The sequence below is a fragment of the Allobosea sp. TAB14 genome (assembly GCF_052113865.1).
Lineage (GTDB): Bacteria > Pseudomonadota > Alphaproteobacteria > Rhizobiales > Beijerinckiaceae > Allobosea > Allobosea spartocytisi.
The window spans coordinates 1-15,163 of record NZ_JBFRDQ010000027.1; the positions used below are offsets into that span (position 1 = coordinate 1).

General features: G+C 67.3%; 17 protein-coding genes. 10 read left to right on the top strand and 7 right to left on the bottom strand.

The window, feature by feature from the left end:
• The 4 genes from AB4Y99_RS06125 to AB4Y99_RS06140 form a co-directional block, all read right to left on the bottom strand.
• Positions 1 to 487: GNAT family N-acetyltransferase (locus tag AB4Y99_RS06125; protein ID WP_441522704.1), on the bottom strand; the 487-nt coding region annotated here is incomplete at its 3' end.
• Positions 488 to 584: 97 nt separating this feature from the next.
• Positions 585 to 1,367 carry a Bax inhibitor-1/YccA family protein gene (locus AB4Y99_RS06130; RefSeq protein WP_112765112.1) on the bottom strand — a complete coding sequence of 261 codons (783 nt, stop codon included), beginning with the start codon at positions 1,365 to 1,367 and terminating at the stop codon, positions 585 to 587.
• Between the two features lie 218 nt (positions 1,368 to 1,585).
• The gene (locus AB4Y99_RS06135; RefSeq protein ID WP_441522705.1) at positions 1,586 to 4,174 is read right to left on the bottom strand and encodes an ABC transporter permease; all 2,589 of its coding nucleotides are present in this window, start codon (positions 4,172 to 4,174) and stop codon (positions 1,586 to 1,588) included.
• Between the two features lie 2 nt (positions 4,175 to 4,176).
• The gene (locus AB4Y99_RS06140) at positions 4,177 to 4,878 is read right to left on the bottom strand and encodes an ABC transporter ATP-binding protein (RefSeq protein WP_441522706.1); all 702 of its coding nucleotides are present in this window, start codon (positions 4,876 to 4,878) and stop codon (positions 4,177 to 4,179) included.
• A gap of 180 nt (positions 4,879 to 5,058) precedes the next feature.
• Between AB4Y99_RS06140 and AB4Y99_RS06145 the strand changes: the two genes are divergently transcribed.
• The 4 genes from AB4Y99_RS06145 (at position 5,059) to AB4Y99_RS06160 (ending at position 7,898) form a co-directional block, all read left to right on the top strand.
• Positions 5,059 to 5,667: an arylesterase gene (locus AB4Y99_RS06145; RefSeq protein ID WP_441522707.1), complete on the top strand. Its 609-nt coding sequence runs from the start codon at positions 5,059 to 5,061 to the stop codon at positions 5,665 to 5,667.
• A gap of 80 nt (positions 5,668 to 5,747) precedes the next feature.
• Positions 5,748 to 6,803 carry an aldo/keto reductase gene (locus tag AB4Y99_RS06150; RefSeq protein WP_441522708.1) on the top strand — a complete coding sequence of 352 codons (1,056 nt, stop codon included), beginning with the start codon at positions 5,748 to 5,750 and terminating at the stop codon, positions 6,801 to 6,803.
• 226 nt (positions 6,804 to 7,029) lie between these two features.
• Positions 7,030 to 7,605, top strand: a complete 576-nt coding sequence (gene thpR, locus AB4Y99_RS06155) for an RNA 2',3'-cyclic phosphodiesterase (RefSeq protein WP_441522709.1) — start codon at positions 7,030 to 7,032, stop codon at positions 7,603 to 7,605.
• Positions 7,602 to 7,898: a 4a-hydroxytetrahydrobiopterin dehydratase gene (locus tag AB4Y99_RS06160; protein WP_441522710.1), complete on the top strand. Its 297-nt coding sequence runs from the start codon at positions 7,602 to 7,604 to the stop codon at positions 7,896 to 7,898. The genes thpR and AB4Y99_RS06160 overlap by 4 nt, the downstream gene beginning before the upstream one ends.
• A 6-nt stretch (positions 7,899 to 7,904) precedes the next feature.
• Here AB4Y99_RS06160 and AB4Y99_RS06165 read toward each other — a convergent pair whose 3' ends face one another.
• A complete protein-coding gene (locus AB4Y99_RS06165) occupies positions 7,905 to 8,564 on the bottom strand; it encodes an RluA family pseudouridine synthase (RefSeq protein ID WP_441522724.1) in 660 nt (219 codons plus the stop codon).
• A 157-nt stretch (positions 8,565 to 8,721) separates the two neighbouring features.
• On the opposite strand from AB4Y99_RS06165, the gene ftsY reads away from it, so the two are divergent.
• The 4 genes from ftsY (at position 8,722) to AB4Y99_RS06185 (ending at position 11,952) form a co-directional block, all read left to right on the top strand.
• Positions 8,722 to 9,990, top strand: a complete 1,269-nt coding sequence (gene ftsY / locus AB4Y99_RS06170) for a signal recognition particle-docking protein FtsY (protein ID WP_441522711.1) — start codon at positions 8,722 to 8,724, stop codon at positions 9,988 to 9,990.
• Positions 9,987 to 10,631, top strand: a complete 645-nt coding sequence (locus tag AB4Y99_RS06175; protein WP_112765115.1) for a septation protein A — start codon at positions 9,987 to 9,989, stop codon at positions 10,629 to 10,631. Before ftsY ends, AB4Y99_RS06175 begins: the two co-directional genes overlap by 4 nt.
• A gap of 197 nt (positions 10,632 to 10,828) precedes the next feature.
• A complete protein-coding gene (locus AB4Y99_RS06180; RefSeq protein ID WP_441522712.1) occupies positions 10,829 to 11,242 on the top strand; it encodes an MbcA/ParS/Xre antitoxin family protein in 414 nt (137 codons plus the stop codon).
• Entirely contained in the window at positions 11,242 to 11,952 is a 711-nt protein-coding gene (locus AB4Y99_RS06185) for an RES family NAD+ phosphorylase (RefSeq protein ID WP_441522725.1), read from the top strand. Before AB4Y99_RS06180 ends, AB4Y99_RS06185 begins: the two co-directional genes overlap by 1 nt.
• Before the next feature lie 3 nt (positions 11,953 to 11,955).
• Here the strand turns inward: AB4Y99_RS06185 and AB4Y99_RS06190 are convergent, their stop codons facing one another.
• Positions 11,956 to 12,741 carry an SDR family NAD(P)-dependent oxidoreductase gene (locus tag AB4Y99_RS06190; RefSeq protein WP_441522713.1) on the bottom strand — a complete coding sequence of 262 codons (786 nt, stop codon included), beginning with the start codon at positions 12,739 to 12,741 and terminating at the stop codon, positions 11,956 to 11,958.
• 179 nt (positions 12,742 to 12,920) lie between these two features.
• On the opposite strand from AB4Y99_RS06190, the gene AB4Y99_RS06195 reads away from it, so the two are divergent.
• Entirely contained in the window at positions 12,921 to 13,295 is a 375-nt protein-coding gene (locus AB4Y99_RS06195; protein WP_441522714.1) for a YkvA family protein, read from the top strand.
• 5 nt (positions 13,296 to 13,300) lie between these two features.
• Here the strand turns inward: AB4Y99_RS06195 and AB4Y99_RS06200 are convergent, their stop codons facing one another.
• Entirely contained in the window at positions 13,301 to 14,275 is a 975-nt protein-coding gene (locus AB4Y99_RS06200) for an NADPH:quinone oxidoreductase family protein (protein WP_441522726.1), read from the bottom strand.
• Between the two features lie 276 nt (positions 14,276 to 14,551).
• Here AB4Y99_RS06200 and AB4Y99_RS06205 point away from each other — a divergent pair, with 276 nt between their 5' ends.
• Positions 14,552 to 15,091, top strand: a complete 540-nt coding sequence (locus AB4Y99_RS06205) for a hypothetical protein (RefSeq protein ID WP_051987418.1) — start codon at positions 14,552 to 14,554, stop codon at positions 15,089 to 15,091.
• Positions 15,092 to 15,163 lie beyond the last annotated feature (72 nt).

Genomic DNA, 15,163 nt, shown 5'->3' on the forward strand with positions numbered 1-15,163 from the left:
GCATCTGGTCGAGCCAGCGGCCATGCTTGAAGCCGACCTTCTCGGCGACCCCGATCAGCCGGAAACCCGCCTTCTCATGCAGGCGCCGCGAGCCGATCGAGGCGCCGGTGCCGTCGCCGATGACGGCGATCATCTGGCGGAAGCCGCGCTTCGTGCACTCCGCGATCAGCGCATCGAGCAGCAGGCTGCCGATCCCGAGCCCCTGCGCGGCAGGCGCGAGGTAGATCGAGTTCTCGACAGTGGCGCGATAGGCCGGGCGGGGGCGGTAGGCCCCGGCATAGGCATAGCCGAGCAGGGCGCCATCGCGCTCGGCGGCGAGATAGGGATAACCGCCGGCCAGGGTCGCTTCGAGGCGGCGCAGCATCTCGGCCTCGCCCGGCGGGTCGAGTTCCCAGGAGGCGGTGCCGTTGCACACCGCATGGGCATAGATCGCCGCGATAGCGGGAATGTCGACAGGGGCGGCCGGGCGGATCGAAGGCAGTGTCATGCCTGCAGATTGAGCAACGGCCGTGCCAAAACAAATGCCCCGGCCTTGCGGCCGGGGCATGTCGGCTCCGTGGAAGGAGCAGGTCCGTCTCGCTCGCTTACTCGCGGTTGCCGAGCAGCGAGAGCAGGAACTGGAACATGTTGACGAAGTTCAGGTACAGCGACAGCGCGCCGTTGACCGAAAGCTTCGCGGCTTCCTCGGGGTTCATGTCCGAGGAGAGGTACATCTCCTTCAGACGCTGGGTGTCCCAGGCGGTGAGGCCGGCGAAGATGCCGACGCCGACCAGCGAGATCACGAAGCCGAGCCCGCTCGAGGCGAGGAAGATGTTCACCAGCGAGGCCAGGATCAGGCCGATCAGGCCCATGACCAGGAACGAGCCCATGCCCGACAGCGACTTGCTGGTGGTGTAGCCGTAGAGGCTGAGGCCACCGAAGGCCGCCGCCGTGATGAAGAACACCTGCACCACCGAGGCGCCGGTGTAGCGGATCAGCAGCGTCGACATCGAGACGCCCATGACCGCCGCGAAGGCGAAGAACATGGAACGGGCCGAGGAGGCCGACATCCGGTCAATCCGGAACGAGAAGAAGAAGATGAAGGCCAGCGGCGCGAGCGCGAACACCCACATCAGCGGCGTGCCGTACATCAGCTGGCCGAAGGAGGTGAGATAGGTGTTGCCGATACGCGCGACGGCGTTGGCCTGGTCGGTGACGGCCATCTTGTTGACGCCCAGCGCGAACAGCGCCGAGATCGCCAGACCGATCACCATGTTGTTGTAGACGCCGAGCATGAACGAGCGCAGGCCCTGATCCATCTCGACGGCGCTGGTCTGCTGTGCGCGGCCGGCACCCCAGACTGGAGCATTGCGGTCGAAGTTGCTCATCGAGCGAGTTTCCCCTGACGTAGTTTCGGACGACGGAAGGCACGCAACGCCACCCGTCCTCGCGCACAATCATCGCGATGGAGGGAATATGAGGGGGTTTCGCCTTCCTTACAAGAGCCGGCCATGGTTAAGGCCGGTTCGAGCATAGAAGTTCGGCCGGCGCCGCATGCAGAATTACAGGATTTTAATGTCTATCCCGGTGATGGTTCGGTCAGTCATCATAAATTCCTGAGATGAGAAGCCGGCGCTTTCGACAGTATTTTTATCGTACCGACGAGCCCGAACAGGACGGTAACCACGATGGCGGCAGTCGCAGCCAGTAAAGCACCGGTCGGATCACTGACGAATTCGATGCGCATCACTTGCGTGACGACACCCCAGCCGGCCGCAGTACCCGCGACAACGCCGAACAGCGCCGCGACCAGTCCGATGGCGGCGTATTCAAGGGCGTACGACGAAAGTATAAAGCGACGGGTCGCGCCGAGGGTCTTCAGGATCATCGCGTCATAGAGCCGCGCCCTCTGTCCGGCCGCCAGCGCGCCACCCAGAACCAGCAGGCTGGCGGCGATGGCGAGGCCCGAGGCGCCGCGGATCGCGGTGGCGAGCTGTTCGACGATGGTGTTGACCGCCTCCAGCGCATCCTTGACCCGCACGGCGGTGACGGCCGGGAACTCGGTTGCGAGCCGGCGCATCAGAGCGGGGTCGCCGGAGCCGTTGCCATTCGGGGCCGCGGTGATGGTGGCGAGATCGGTATGCGGGGCGCCCGCGAAGGTGTTGGGCGAGAACACCATGACGAAATTGATGCCGAAGGAACGCCAGTCGATGCTGCGGAAATTGGCGACGCGGGCAGTGATGCTGCGCCCGAGCACGTTGACGGTGAGCCGGTCACCGATCTTGAGGCCGATGCCGGCGGCGTTCTGCGCGTCGAAGGACACCAGCGGCTCGCCCTTGTAGTCGGCCGGCCACCATTCTCCCGCTGCGATCTTCGAGCCCTCGGGAAGGCCCGCCGCATAGGTGATGCCGCGGTCGCCATCGAGCACCCAGGCGGATTGCTCGCTCGCCTTGACGTCCTCGGCGCGGGTGTCGTTCACCGCCAGGATGCGCCCGCGCATCATCGGCACGCGCTCGACGGCCGCGCCCGGTCTTTCCTGCGCGAGGAAAGCGTCGAAGCGAGCGGAATCTCGGCTGGGGATGTCGAGGAAGAAGAAGCTCGGCGCCTTGGCCGGCAGCGCGCCGGTGAGCTGGCGCGTCAGGCTGACATCGATGAAGGCGAGCGCGGAGAGCAGGGCGACGCCCAAGCCCAGCGAAAGCACCAGCGACGGGGTCAGGGCGCCCGGGCGATGGCTGTTGGCGAGCGCCATCCTGAGCGACGGGCTGCGCGGGCGGGGCAGGCGGCGGGCGAGCGCCATCAGTCCGACCGAGACTCCGCGCAAGAGCACGAAGACGCCGAACATGACGCCGATATAGATCAGCGCGATGCGCCGGTCATAGGCAAAGCCGAGCGCGACGCCGACCAATCCGGCCAGCGCCAGCAGGCAGAGAACAAGGTAGATCGCGCGCGGACGACGCGGATCGGGCTCGACCTGGTCGCGGAACAGGGCCGAGACCGGCACGTCATGGGCGCGGCCGAGCGGGATGATGGCGAAGACCAGGGCCGTCAGCAGGCCGTAAAGCGCGGCGATGGCGAGCTCTCCAGGCGCCAGCGTCGGCTCGAAGGGCACGGGCAGGATGCTTTGCAGCACGGCGCCGAGCGCGAAGGGTGCGGCAGCGCCGAGCATGAGGCCGATCGCCGTGCCGATGGCCGCGACCAGCATCACCTCGGTCAGATGGATCGCGACGACGCGCCCGCCGGTGGCGCCGACGGCTTTCATGGTGGCGAAGTCGAGCTTCTTGGCCTCGACGAAGCGGCGCACCGCATTGGCGACGCCGACGCCGCCGACCAAGAGGGCGGTGAGGCCGACCAGCGTCAGGAACTGGGTGAAGCGTTCGAGATTGCGCTGGAAGCTCGGCGCGGCATTGGCGCGGGAGCGGATTTCCCAGCCGGCGTCGCGCTGCTGCGTGCCGGCATCCGCGATCAGCCTGTCGAGATCGGCGTCACCAGACGCAGCCTGCGGCAGTTGGAGGCGGTAAGTCCAGCGGATCAGGCTGCCGGGCTGGATCAGGCCGGTGGCGCGCAGCGCGTCCTGCGAGATGAGGAGGCGCGGTCCGAAGCCGACTCCGGCGGCGATCTTGTCGGGCTCGGAGACGAGATTGGCGCGGAGCTGGATCTTCGCGCCGCCGACCGTGACGGTGTCGCCGGGCTTGAGGTCGAGCCGGCCGAACAGGATGGGGTCGGCGACCGCGCCATAGGCACCGTCGCGCTCGCCGAGCAGGCCGGCGATCGGCTGCCGAGGGTCGGTCTCGACCGTGCCGATGCTGGGATAACCGGCATCGACGGCCTTGATCTCGACAAGGGCCGCGCCCTTCTCGCCGGCATTGGCCATGGCGCGCATCGTGGCGATGGTCGACACCGTGCCGCGAGCCGTCAGGAAGGTGAGCTCCTGCGGTGTCGCCTCGCGCTGGATCAGGCTGAAGGAGGCGTCGCCGCCGAGGATGCGCCGTCCTTCGCGCGCCAGCCCCTCGGTGAGGCCGCGCGAGGCGGAGGCGACGGCGGCGATGGTCATCACGCCCAGCGCCAGGCAGGCGATGAAGACGCCGAAGCCGCGCAGGCCGGCGCGCAGATCGCGCAGGGCCAGGCGCAGCGACAGGCTGAAGCCGAGGGAGGAGCGGGCGGGCGGGCCGCCGAGCGGCTTGACGGGCGCGTGCATCGTCAGATGTCCGCCATCGCGTCTTCTTGCTCGATCACGCCGGAGCGCAGGCGGACGGTGTGGTCGCAAAGCGCCGCGAGCGAGAGGTCGTGGGTGACGAGCACGAGGGTGGCGCCSCGCTCGCGSYKCAGSGCGAAGATCAGRTCGACGATSGAGCGGCCGGTSSYCTCGTCSAGATTGCCGGTCGGTTCGTCGGCGACGAGRATKGCCGGATCRGGCGCGACGGCSCGMGCGATSGCGACGCGCTGCTGCTCGCCACCGGAAAGCTGCGCCGGATAATGGTCCATGCGGTGGCCGAGGCCGACATTGCGGAGTTCGGCCTCGGCGCGGGCGAAGGCGTCGGGGGTGCCGGCAAGCTCGAGCGGCAGCGCCACGTTCTCACGCGCCGTCATGGTCGGCACGAGATGGAAGGACTGGAAGACGATGCCGATACGCCGGCCGCGGAAGACCGCGAGCCCGTCCTCGTCGAGCTGGCCGAGATCCTGCCCCGCGACCTTGACGATGCCGGAATCGGGGCGCTCCAGCCCGGCCATGGTCATCAGCAGGGTCGACTTGCCGGAGCCGGAAGGGCCGACGAGGCCGGACGCCTCGCCATCGGGCAGCGACACCGAGACGCCTTTCAGGATATGGACGCGAGCGGCTCCGCGCCCCAAACTTAAATGCACATCCTGCAACTCGATCGCCGGGGCGGCCTTTTCGCTCATCACGCCATGATCCTGACTTACGCTTCCATCGCCGTCCCGGCCGGGACCTCGTCGCGGCCCCTGCGGAGCCGTGAGGTGCCGAGGCGGGGCTTGCGCCGATATGGGCGCGGTTTCGCAGTTGTCCAATCGCTTGCGGCGATTTTCACGCTGATCGCCCTCACCTTGATGGTGGCTGCTCCGATGGCCTTCGCCCAGGCCGCGACCCCGGTTCCTCCGGCCGGAAAGACGCTCAAGCTCGTTGCGTTCGGCGATTCGCTCTCGGCCGGCTACAACCTGCCGGGCAGCGCCGCCTTCCCTGCCGTTCTGGAGCAAGCGCTGCGCCAGAAGGGCATCGCTGTCGAAATTGTGAATGCCGGCGTTTCCGGCGACACGACGCAGGGCGGGTTGGAGCGGCTCGACTGGTCGGTGCCTGACGGGACCGATGGCGTCATCCTCGAACTCGGCGCCAACGATGCCCTGCGCGGTGTCGATCCGGCCCAGACGCGGCAAGCGCTGGAGGCGATGATCGCGCGTTTGAAGGAGCGTGGCATCCCCGTGATGCTCGCCGGCATGTATGCGCCGCGCAATCTCGGCACGGATTATGCCAAGCGCTTCGATGCGATCTATCCGGAGCTTGCGGAAAAGCACGCTCTGGTGCTTTACCCCTTCTTCCTGGAGGGCATCGCGGGCGACCGCGCGCTGAACCAGGCGGACGGGCTCCATCCCACGGTCGAAGGCGTCAAGGTCATCGTCCGCAACATCCTGCCGACGGTCGAGCGCTTCATCGCGACGCTGCCGGCCAGATCCTGATCCGTTCCCGGTTCCCGCGGGACGAATCCCCAAGCCTTTTCCACGCCGCCCGCCGGCACCGTTTCCGGAGTTGCTTTGCCATGGACTACCGCCGCCTCGGACGCACCGATCTCAAGGTCTCGGTGATCTGCCTGGGAACCATGACCTGGGGGGAGCAGAATACGGAGGCTGAAGGCCACGCCCAGATGGACTACGCTGTCGAGCAGGGCGTCAATTTCTTCGATACCGCCGAGCTCTATTCGATACCGCCGAAACCGGAGACGCAGGGCTCGACCGAGCGGATCATCGGCAGCTGGTTCAAGGCACGCAGGAACCGCGACAAGATCATCCTGGCCTCGAAGATCTGCGGGCGCGGCGGCAATAGCTGGTTCCGCGACGACCAGAGCCCGACACGCGTCACCCGCAAGCAGATCATGGAGGCGGTCGACAAGAGCCTCGCGCGGCTGCAGACCGATTATATCGACCTCTACCAGATCCATTTTCCCGAGCGGCCGATGCCCTGGGGCTCGAACCCGACGCGCTTCTCGCATGCCGCCTATGAGAAGCCGGCCGACGAGACCTCCATCCCCGAGCAGCTCGACGCCTTCGCCGAGGTGGTGAAGGCCGGCAAGATCCGCCATCTCGGCCTCTCCAACGAGAGCGCCTGGGGCACGATGCGCTTCGTTGCCGATTCGGAGGTTCGCGGCACGCCGCGCGTCCAGTCGATCCAGAACGCCTACAGCCTCCTGAACCGCACCTTCGAGACGGCGCTGGCCGAGGTCGCGATCCGCGAGGATGTCGGGCTGCTCGCCTATTCGCCGCTGGCGCAGGGCTACCTCACTGGCAAATATCTCGACGGCGCCCGCCCGGCCGGGGCGCGCACGACGCTGTTCAACCGTGGCCAGCGCTATGAGGGCGCGGGCGCCGAGGATGCGATCAAGCGCTACATCGCGCTGGCGCGCGAGGCCGGGCTCGACCCGGCGCAGATGGCGCTCGCCTTCGTCAATTCGCGCGATTTCGTGACGGCAAACATCATCGGCGCGACCTCGATGGAGCAGCTCAGGACCGACATCGCCTCGATCGACGTCAAGCTGACGCCCGAGATCGAAGAGAAGATCGACGCGATCCACCAGCTCGTCGGCAATCCCTGCCCCTGATTTTCAAAATATCGCGTCATTCCGGGCGAAGCGAAGCCTAGACCCGGAATCCATCGTAGGGCGTGACACCCTCCGATGGATTCCGGATCGGCGCCGCTGACGCGGCTTGTCCCGAATGACGGTGCGCGGGAACGGCTTGCGCGATGCAGGTGAAAAGCGGTTCCCTTGAGCCGGCTTCCCGCCTACCGTCTCGCCAGAGTCACAATCGCTTGGCAGGAATCGACTCATGCCGAGGCTGTTCATCGCTCTGGAAATCCCCGCCGATGTCGCATCCGAGTTGACGCTGCATCGCGGCGGCCTGTCGGGCGCGCGCTGGATCGAGCCGCCCGACTACCATGTCACGCTGCGTTTCCTCGGCGATGTCGACCGGCGCATGGCGAACGACATCGACCATATGCTGTCCGATCTCAGCGCCTATCCCTTCGAGGTGACGCTGGATGCGCTGGGCTCTTTCGGCGGCGACAAGCCGCGCGCCGTCTTCGCCCGGGTGGTGCCGAGCAAGGCGCTGACCGAGCTTCAGGGCGATGTCGAGCGGCAGATGCGCCGGCTCGGCATGCCCGCCGAGGGGCGCAAATTCGTGCCGCATGTCACGCTGGCGCGGCTGCGCGACACCTCACCGGTCGAACTTGCGCATTATCTCAGCCTGCATCCGATCATCAGGCCGATCAGCTTTACGGCGCGCCGCGTCGCGCTGATGTCCTCGCGCGATTCGACCGGTGGCGGGCCCTATGTGCTGGAGGCCGCCTATCCGCTCGGCCCGTCCTATCCCAATCGCCTGCCGAGGGAGGTCCAGCGGCGATGACGAGACCCAAGCGACTCAGCCCCGAGGCTCAGGCGGAGGCGCTGGCGACCCTGACCGGCTGGAAGCTGGCGCAGGGCCGCGAGGCGATCAGCAAGCGCTTCGTCTTTCGCGATTTCAGCGAGGCCTTCGGCTGGATGACGCGGGTGGCGCTGCTGGCCGAGGCGGCGAATCACCACCCCGAATGGTCGAATGTCTACCGGACGGTCGATGTGACGCTCGCGACCCATGACGCCGGCGGTCTGACCGAATTCGACGTCAAGCTGGCGCGGGCGATCGACGCGCTGGGGAATTGAGCGGGCTCAGCCACTCCAGCCGCAAGCCTTCAACGCCGCCAGCATATGCGGCGGCGGTGGCGCCTCGACATGGATCGGCTCGCGCTTGCGGTAGAGCGGCACGGTGATCGCGCGGGCGTGGAGCTGAAGGCCGGGCCCGCCCTCGCGCGGCGCGCTGCCGTAGATTTCATCGCCGAGCATCGGCCAGCCGGAAGCCTGGCAGTGGACGCGCAGCTGATGGGTGCGTCCGGTCAGCGGCTCCATGGCGAGCCAGGCCAGCGGACCACCTTCGCCTTGCCCACGCCCGAGCACGCGATAGCGCGTCTGCGAGGGCAGGCCGGCGGGATCGACCTTCATCCACCAGCCGCGTTCAGGCGAGCGACGGGCGAGCGGCAGATCGATCAGCCCTTCGTCCGCGTCGGGCTCGCCCTGCACGATCGCCCAATAGGTCTTGTCGATCCGGCCGTCGCGAAACATCTGGTTGAGCTCGGCCATGGCGCGGGGATGGCGGCCGAGGACGAGGCAGCCGGAGGTGTCCTTGTCGAGCCGATGCGCCGCTTCCGGTTTGCGCGGCAGGCCGAAGCGGAGCTGGTCGAGATAATCGGTCAGCACGGGTATGATGCGGCGCTTCGCTTGCGGGCCGCGATGCGAAGGCAGCCCGGCAGGCTTGTCGATGACGAGCATCATGGCGTCGCGATAGAGCAGCGGCACCGGTAGCGCGGCGTCGTCCTGCCCCGAGGCTTGCGAATTTTCTGGTTGAAGCGGCTGCGCCATGGCATTGCGCTAGCGAAGCCGGCCCGGCGGCGCAACTGAAGATGCCCGCCGAACCGAAGACAGGATGGCGATGAGCGAGACTGAGCCCAAGAAACGCGGCTTCTTTTCGAGGCTGTTCGGACGTGAGGAAGGGCAGGCGGCGCCGGGACTGGCCTCCGAGCCGGTGATCGAGCGGGTTGTTGAGCCGGTCGAGGAATCGAAGCCGGACGTCGAAGAGGCTGCTCCCACGACGGCTGTCGAGGCGGAAGCGCTTGTCGCCGATGCGCCGGTCCCTGAACCCGTCGCACCGCCTGTTCCGGTTGAGGAGGTTACGCCTCCTGTCGAGCCGGAGCCGGAACCCGTCGCTATCGTTGTTCCGCCGTCCGAGCCCGTTGCCGCTCCCGAACCTGCTCCCATCCCGGTGCAGCCACCGAAGCGGAGCTGGTGGCGGCGGCTGACGGAGGGGCTGTCGCGCACCTCCTCGGCACTGACGACGGGGATCACCGACCTCTTCACCAAGCGCAAGCTCGATACCGGCACGTTGGAGGATCTCGAGGACATCCTGATCCAGGCCGATCTCGGCCTCGCCACCTCGGGGCGGATCGCGAAGGCCGTCGGCGAAGGCCGCTACGACAAGCAGATCGATCCGGCCGAGGTGAAGGCGATCCTGGCGCGCGAGGTCGAGGCGATCCTGATGCCGGTCGCCCATCCGCTGGCGGTCGACGCCACGAAAAAGCCGTTCGTGATCCTGATGGTCGGCGTGAATGGCTCGGGCAAGACCACCACGATCGGCAAGCTCGCGGCGAAATTCCGCACGGAGGGCAAATCCGTGATGCTGGCGGCCGGAGATACCTTCCGCGCGGCGGCGATCGAGCAATTGCGCGTCTGGGGTGAACGCACCGGGGCCGAGGTCGTSTTCGGCCAGCAGGGSGCSGATGCSTCGGGCCTCGCCTTCGAGGCGCTGCAGAAGGCGAAAGCCAACGGCACCGATGTGCTSCTSRTCGACACCGCCGGGCGRYTGCAGAACAAGCAGGGGCTGATGGACGAGCTCGCCAAGGTCGTGCGCGTCATCCGCAAGCAGGATGCGAACGCGCCGCATGCGGCACTGCTCGTGCTCGACGCCACGGTCGGCCAGAACGCGATTTCGCAGGTGGAAGCTTTCCGCGAGACGGCCGGCGTGACCGGGCTGGTCATGACCAAGCTCGACGGCACGGCGCGYGGCGGCATCCTSGTGGCGTTGGCGGCGCAGTTCGGCCTGCCGGTGCATTTCATCGGCGTCGGCGAAGGCGTCGAGGATCTGGAACCGTTTTCGGCGCGCGATTTCGCCCGCGCCGTGGCGGGATTGGGAGAAGCGGCGTGAGCGATGGCGCAAGCGAAACCACCCGGCCGATTCCGGTGGAGGCCAAGGGCAGGCCGGTCAGCCCGCTTCTGAAGCTCGCGCTGGAGTTCGGGCCGCTCGCGATCTTCTTCTTCGCGAATTCCTATGGCGACCGGCTGTTCCATGTCGCCGAGGACCGGCGCATCTTCGTCGCGACCGGCATCTTCATCGTCGCCTCGCTAGTGGCGCTGGTGCTGTCGCGGGTGCTGATGGGCTATCTGCCGCGCATGGCGATCGTGAACGCGATCGTCGTCACCGTCTTCGGCGGGCTGACGCTGGCGCTGGACGACGCCTTCTTCATCAAGGTCAAGCCGACCATCGTGAACGCGCTGTTCGGCTGCGTGCTGCTCGGCGGCCTCTTTTTCGGCAAGTCGCTCCTGTCGCTGGTGCTGGAGACGGTGCTGCAGCTCGACGAGGAGGGCTGGCGCAAGCTGACCTTCCGCTGGGGCCTGTTCTTCTTCGTGCTGGCCGCGCTGAACGAGGCGGTCTGGCGCACGCAGACCCAGGATTTCTGGGTCGCCTTCAAGGTCTGGGGCGTGATGCCGCTGACCATGATCTTCGCGCTGGCGCAGACGCCCTTGATCCTGAAGCACGAGATCAAGCCGGCGAAGACCGAGGAATAGGCCGGATTTCGCTTGCTCTCACGCGAGTCATCCCGGGCGKAGCGAAGCRYAGAYCCGGGATCCATTCCGGAACGGTCAAGCATGGATCCCGGMTCGGCGCCGCTTCGCGGCTTGTCCGGGATGACGGCGGCGTTTTTGAGAGGTACTTGCCATTTGGCAAAACTATCTCCATTTTATGCCAAATGGAGAGAGATGCCATGAGCGCCCTGCTGCGCATCGAGACCGCCCAGCGCGATTTCGTTCCTGACCCGATCAGCGATGACGAGGCGGGCGCGATGTTCCGCGCCGCCGTCAACCTGTTCCGGCTCTGGCGGATCACCGACGAGGAGGCGGCCGTGCTGATCGACCTGCCGGTGCGGACCTATGCCCGCTGGAAAGCCGGCGGCGTGGGCCGCATCTCGCGTGACGGCAAGGCGCGGCTCTCGAACCTGATGGGTATCCACAAGGCGCTCAGGCTGATCTTCGCCGAGCCACAGCGCGGCTATGACTGGATCAAGCGCCCCAACCGCGATTTCGGCGGAAAATCGGCGCTCGACATCATGCTGGGCGGCGAACTGACCGATCTGATGCGGGTGCGCCGCCTGCTCGATGCCGAGCGGGGCGGCTGGTGATCGATCCGGCTGATCTGCCGGTCGCGCAGGTTGAATGGCGCGGCGCGGTTAGGATCATCCGCAGCATCTTCCCGCCGATCGACCTGTTCGAGGATATCGCCGATCCCGCCGACTGGCCGCTGCTGATCGCGGCCGAGCAGAAGACCAATCCGCGGCTGATGGAGACGATCGGCAATCTCGACCTCGTGCCGGCCGACCGGCGCGTCTCCGGGCCGGGCGCGAGCTGGCTGATGGCACCCTTCACCCATGTCAGCCCGGACCGGCCGAGCCGCTTCAGCGCTGGCGGCTTCGGCGTGCTCTATGCCGGCGACCGCTTCGAGGTCGCTTTGCTGGAAACGGYGCATCATCACGCCCACTTCATGCTGGCGACAGCGCAGCCGCCGGGCTGGACCTCGCAGTTCCGCGAGATCGTGCTCGATATCGACGCCGGATTGCATGATCTGCGCGGGCTGGGCGAGGCGGCGGCGGCGCTGCTCGATCCGGCCGATTATGCGCAGAGCCAGTTGCTCGGCGAACACCTGAGGGATGCCGGCTCGGAAGGGTCGGTCTATCCGAGCGTGCGCTGTCCGGGCGGCGAATGCGCCGGCCTGTTCTATCCCGATGGCGCGAGCCATCCGGTGCAGGGCCGGCATCTCGACTATCACTGGAACGGCGAGCGGGTGGACCTCTACCGGGACCGCAGCGCCGGCGAAGTCTACCGCATCGTTTGAGGCCTATTTCGGTGCSAGCCGGATCGCGCCRTCGAGGCGGATYGCSGTGCCGTTCAGCATGTCGTTCTCGACGATGCTGCGGGCGAGCGCGGCGTATTCCTCCGGCTTGCCGAGGCGCGAGGGATGCGGCACCGAAACGGCGAGCGAGGCCTTGGCCTCCTCGGGGAGCCCCGCGAACATCGGCGTCTCGAACAGGCCGGGCATGATGGTGACGATGCGGATGCCGACCGAGGCGAGGTCGCGCGCGATCGGCAGCGTCATGCCGGCGACGCCGGCCTTCGAGGCGGCGTAGGCGGCCTGGCCGATCTGGCCATCCTCSGCCGCGACSGARGCCGTGCAGATGAWGACKCCGCGYCCGCCATCGGSCGTGATCGGCTCGAGCGCGGCCAGCGCCGCGGCGGATTTGGCGATGACCCGGAAGGTGCCGACGAGGTTGATCGCGACCGCCTTCTCGAAGGTCGCGGTGTCGTGGGCGACGAGCTCGCCGGTGTCGCGCTTCTTCGAGACGACGCGGCGGCCGGGCGCGATGCCGGCGCAATTGACGATGATGCGGGCGACGCCATGGGCGGCGCGGGCCTTGGCCAGCGCTTCGTCGACCGAAGCCTCGCTGGTGACGTCGCAGGGGCAGAAGACCCCGCCGATCTCCTTCGCGACCGCCTCGCCGCGCTCGGCGTTGAGGTCGAGCAGCGCGACCTTGACGCCCTGGCCCGCCAGCATGCGCGCGGTCGCCTCGCCGAGGCCGGAGGCGCCGCCGGTGACGATGGCGGCAAGGGAGGAATCGAGTTTCATGGCGCGTTTCCCGTCAATCCTGGTTCTGGAGCCGGTTTAGAGGGCGTTTCCTCCTGTTCCAAGCGGGTTTTCCGGCAGGCCTCTTGTGCAGGATTGCGACGGGGCCATCTTTCGACATGGCGCGCCGGTTGGGAGCGCGCGATCATCGGCGTCATTCGACGCCAAGGAGAAAGACAGGGATGAGCGAGGGGTTCAGCGCAAGCTTCAGCCGCGAGGAGATGGAGGCGATCCGCAAGAGCCTGCGCGACGAAGCGAGGTTCGGCGCCGATTTCATGGCCCGCCTCAAGCGCGTCGCGAAGCGTATTCCGTTCACCGAGGATCTGCTGGCGGCGTGGTTCTGCACGCGCGATCCGCAGACGCCGCGGCGCGTCAAGCTGACGCTGCTCGCAGCGCTCGGCTATTTCGTGCTGCCGCTGGATGCGATTCCCGACTTCATGCCGCTGATCGGTTTCACCGACGATGCGGCGGTGATCGCGACGACCATCGCGGCCGTGGCGGGCTCGATCAAGCCCGAGCATCGCGAGAGGGCGAAAACGGCGATGGCTGATCTCTGAGCGCTTCAGAACGTCAGCACGACCTTGCCCTTGGCCTGGCGGTTGCCGATCAGCGCATAGGCTTCCGTCCAGCGCTCGACGGGAATCGCGGCATGGACATGGGCGCGGATATGGCCGGCTGCCGCCCAGTCCAGCAGGCGCTCCATGTTGCGGCGATGCGCGGCCGGTTCGCGGGTGACGAATTCGCCCCAGAAGACGCCGCGCAGGTCGCAGCCCTTCAGCAGCAGCAGGTTGAGCGGGATCTTGGGAATCGTGCCGCCGGCGAAGCCGACGACGAGATAGCGACCCTCCCAGGTCATCGACCGCAACGCCGGCTCGGCCAGATCGCCGCCGACCGTGTCGTAGAGCACGTCGACGCCGCGTCCCGCCGTCACCCGTTTCAGGGCGACGCGGATGTCGTTCGTGCCGTAGTCGATCTCTTCCTGCGCGCCGTGTTCGCGGGCGAGCGCGAGCTTGTCGGCCGATGAGGCGCAAGCGATGACATGCGCGCCGAGCAGCGCCCCGATCTCGACGGCGGCGAGGCCGGCGCCGCCGGAGGCGCCGAGGATCGCCAGCGTCTCGCCTGCCTTCAGCCCGGCGCGCTGGATCAGCCCGTGCATCGCCGTGCCATAGGTGACGAAGAGGCCGGCGGCCTGTGCGTCGGAGAGCTTCTCCGGTACGCGAATCAGCGCTTCGGCCGACACCGCGACCTTCTCACGTGCCGCGCCATGGCCCAGCCAGGCCGCGACGCGCTCGCCGACCTGCCAGCCGGTGACGCCCTCGCCGATGGCGGCGATGGTGCCGGCGCATTCCGCCGAGGGGGAGAAGGGCAGGGCGGGCTTGGTCTGGTAGCGGTTCTGGATGATCAGCGTGTCGAAGAAGTTCAGCGCCGCCGCCGTGACGGCGACGACGACCTCTCCGGGAGCGGGTATCGGCTCCGGCAGGTCGCGGATAGCCAGTTCCTCGGCCGGGCCGTGATGTTCGCAGAGCAGGGCTTTCATCGTCTGTCCGTCGCCGTCCTTCGGGAGGCGCGATGGTGCCATGGCGCGCTGCCCGGCGGAACAGATCGGCGCCTCCGGTCCATTCGCATTTTCGCCAGGATCGTGACACTCTATGCCGCCAGCGACCGCGAGGCCGCCTGATCAACAGGTGGTAAACGCGGTATTAAGAATTTTAGTGACTGATGGCGGTCCATGATCAGCTTGCTCCCTTCCTCCCGCGCTCGTGGCCGTCTTCGTCTCGCAATCATGCTTCCGCTCGTCGGAAGCATGACGCTGATGGCCGGATCAGTGCTGGCCCAGCCGGCAAAGCCGAAGCCGGCCACTCCGAAGCCAGCCGCGGCGGCGGCCGCGGCCGCTCCGGCCAGTGCCGGCCAGGGCCAGGCCATGCTGCTCGAAACCGCCGGAAAATGGCAGGCCTTCTCCTCGCAGCAGGGCCGCACCAAGGTCTGCTACGCCCTCTCCAAAGCCGAGAGCCGCATGCCGGCCAATCTCAAGGATGTCGAGGGGCTCCTCTTCGTCTCCAGCCGCCCGGCCGAGGGCGTGCGCAACGAGATCAGCTTCGTCATGAATTTCGACGTCAAGGAAGGCGTCGAGCATCAGGCGATCATCGGCAATGAGCGTTTCGCCCTGGTGGCCAAGGGCAAGAACATGTGGCTGAAAAATCCGGCGGAGGAACCGCGGATGCTCGATGCGCTGCGCCGTGGCGCGGGCCTCGAGATCAAGGCTACGTCCAAGCGTGGCAATCCGACCGCCGACAAGTACTCGCTCTCGGGCATGTCCCAGGCGGTGAAGCGGGCCGAGGACGCCTGCAAGTAAGGCGCGCGGCGGGAGATTTCCGCTTTTCGCGCATCTGTGCTAGGGAGCGGCGAAATTCCGCGCCTTCACTCA

Excerpts from the sequence above, each read along its gene's own strand:
- AB4Y99_RS06130 (WP_112765112.1), bottom strand. The coding sequence starts at position 1,367 with ATGAGCAACTTCGACCGCAATGCTCCAGTCTGGGGTGCCGGCCGCGCA.
- AB4Y99_RS06160 (WP_441522710.1), top strand. The coding sequence starts at position 7,602 with ATGACGAGACCCAAGCGACTCAGCCCCGAGGCTCAGGCGGAGGCGCTG.
- AB4Y99_RS06195 (WP_441522714.1), top strand. The coding sequence starts at position 12,921 with ATGAGCGAGGGGTTCAGCGCAAGCTTCAGCCGCGAGGAGATGGAGGCG.
- AB4Y99_RS06200 (WP_441522726.1), bottom strand. The coding sequence starts at position 14,275 with ATGAAAGCCCTGCTCTGCGAACATCACGGCCCGGCCGAGGAACTGGCT.
- AB4Y99_RS06150 (WP_441522708.1), top strand. The coding sequence starts at position 5,748 with ATGGACTACCGCCGCCTCGGACGCACCGATCTCAAGGTCTCGGTGATC.
- AB4Y99_RS06135 (WP_441522705.1), bottom strand. The coding sequence starts at position 4,174 with ATGCACGCGCCCGTCAAGCCGCTCGGCGGCCCGCCCGCCCGCTCCTCC.
- thpR (WP_441522709.1), top strand. The coding sequence starts at position 7,030 with ATGCCGAGGCTGTTCATCGCTCTGGAAATCCCCGCCGATGTCGCATCC.
- AB4Y99_RS06165 (WP_441522724.1), bottom strand. The coding sequence starts at position 8,564 with ATGATGCTCGTCATCGACAAGCCTGCCGGGCTGCCTTCGCATCGCGGC.
- AB4Y99_RS06145 (WP_441522707.1), top strand. The coding sequence starts at position 5,059 with ATGGCCTTCGCCCAGGCCGCGACCCCGGTTCCTCCGGCCGGAAAGACG.
- AB4Y99_RS06180 (WP_441522712.1), top strand. The coding sequence starts at position 10,829 with ATGAGCGCCCTGCTGCGCATCGAGACCGCCCAGCGCGATTTCGTTCCT.
- AB4Y99_RS06205 (WP_051987418.1), top strand. The coding sequence starts at position 14,552 with ATGGCCGGATCAGTGCTGGCCCAGCCGGCAAAGCCGAAGCCGGCCACT.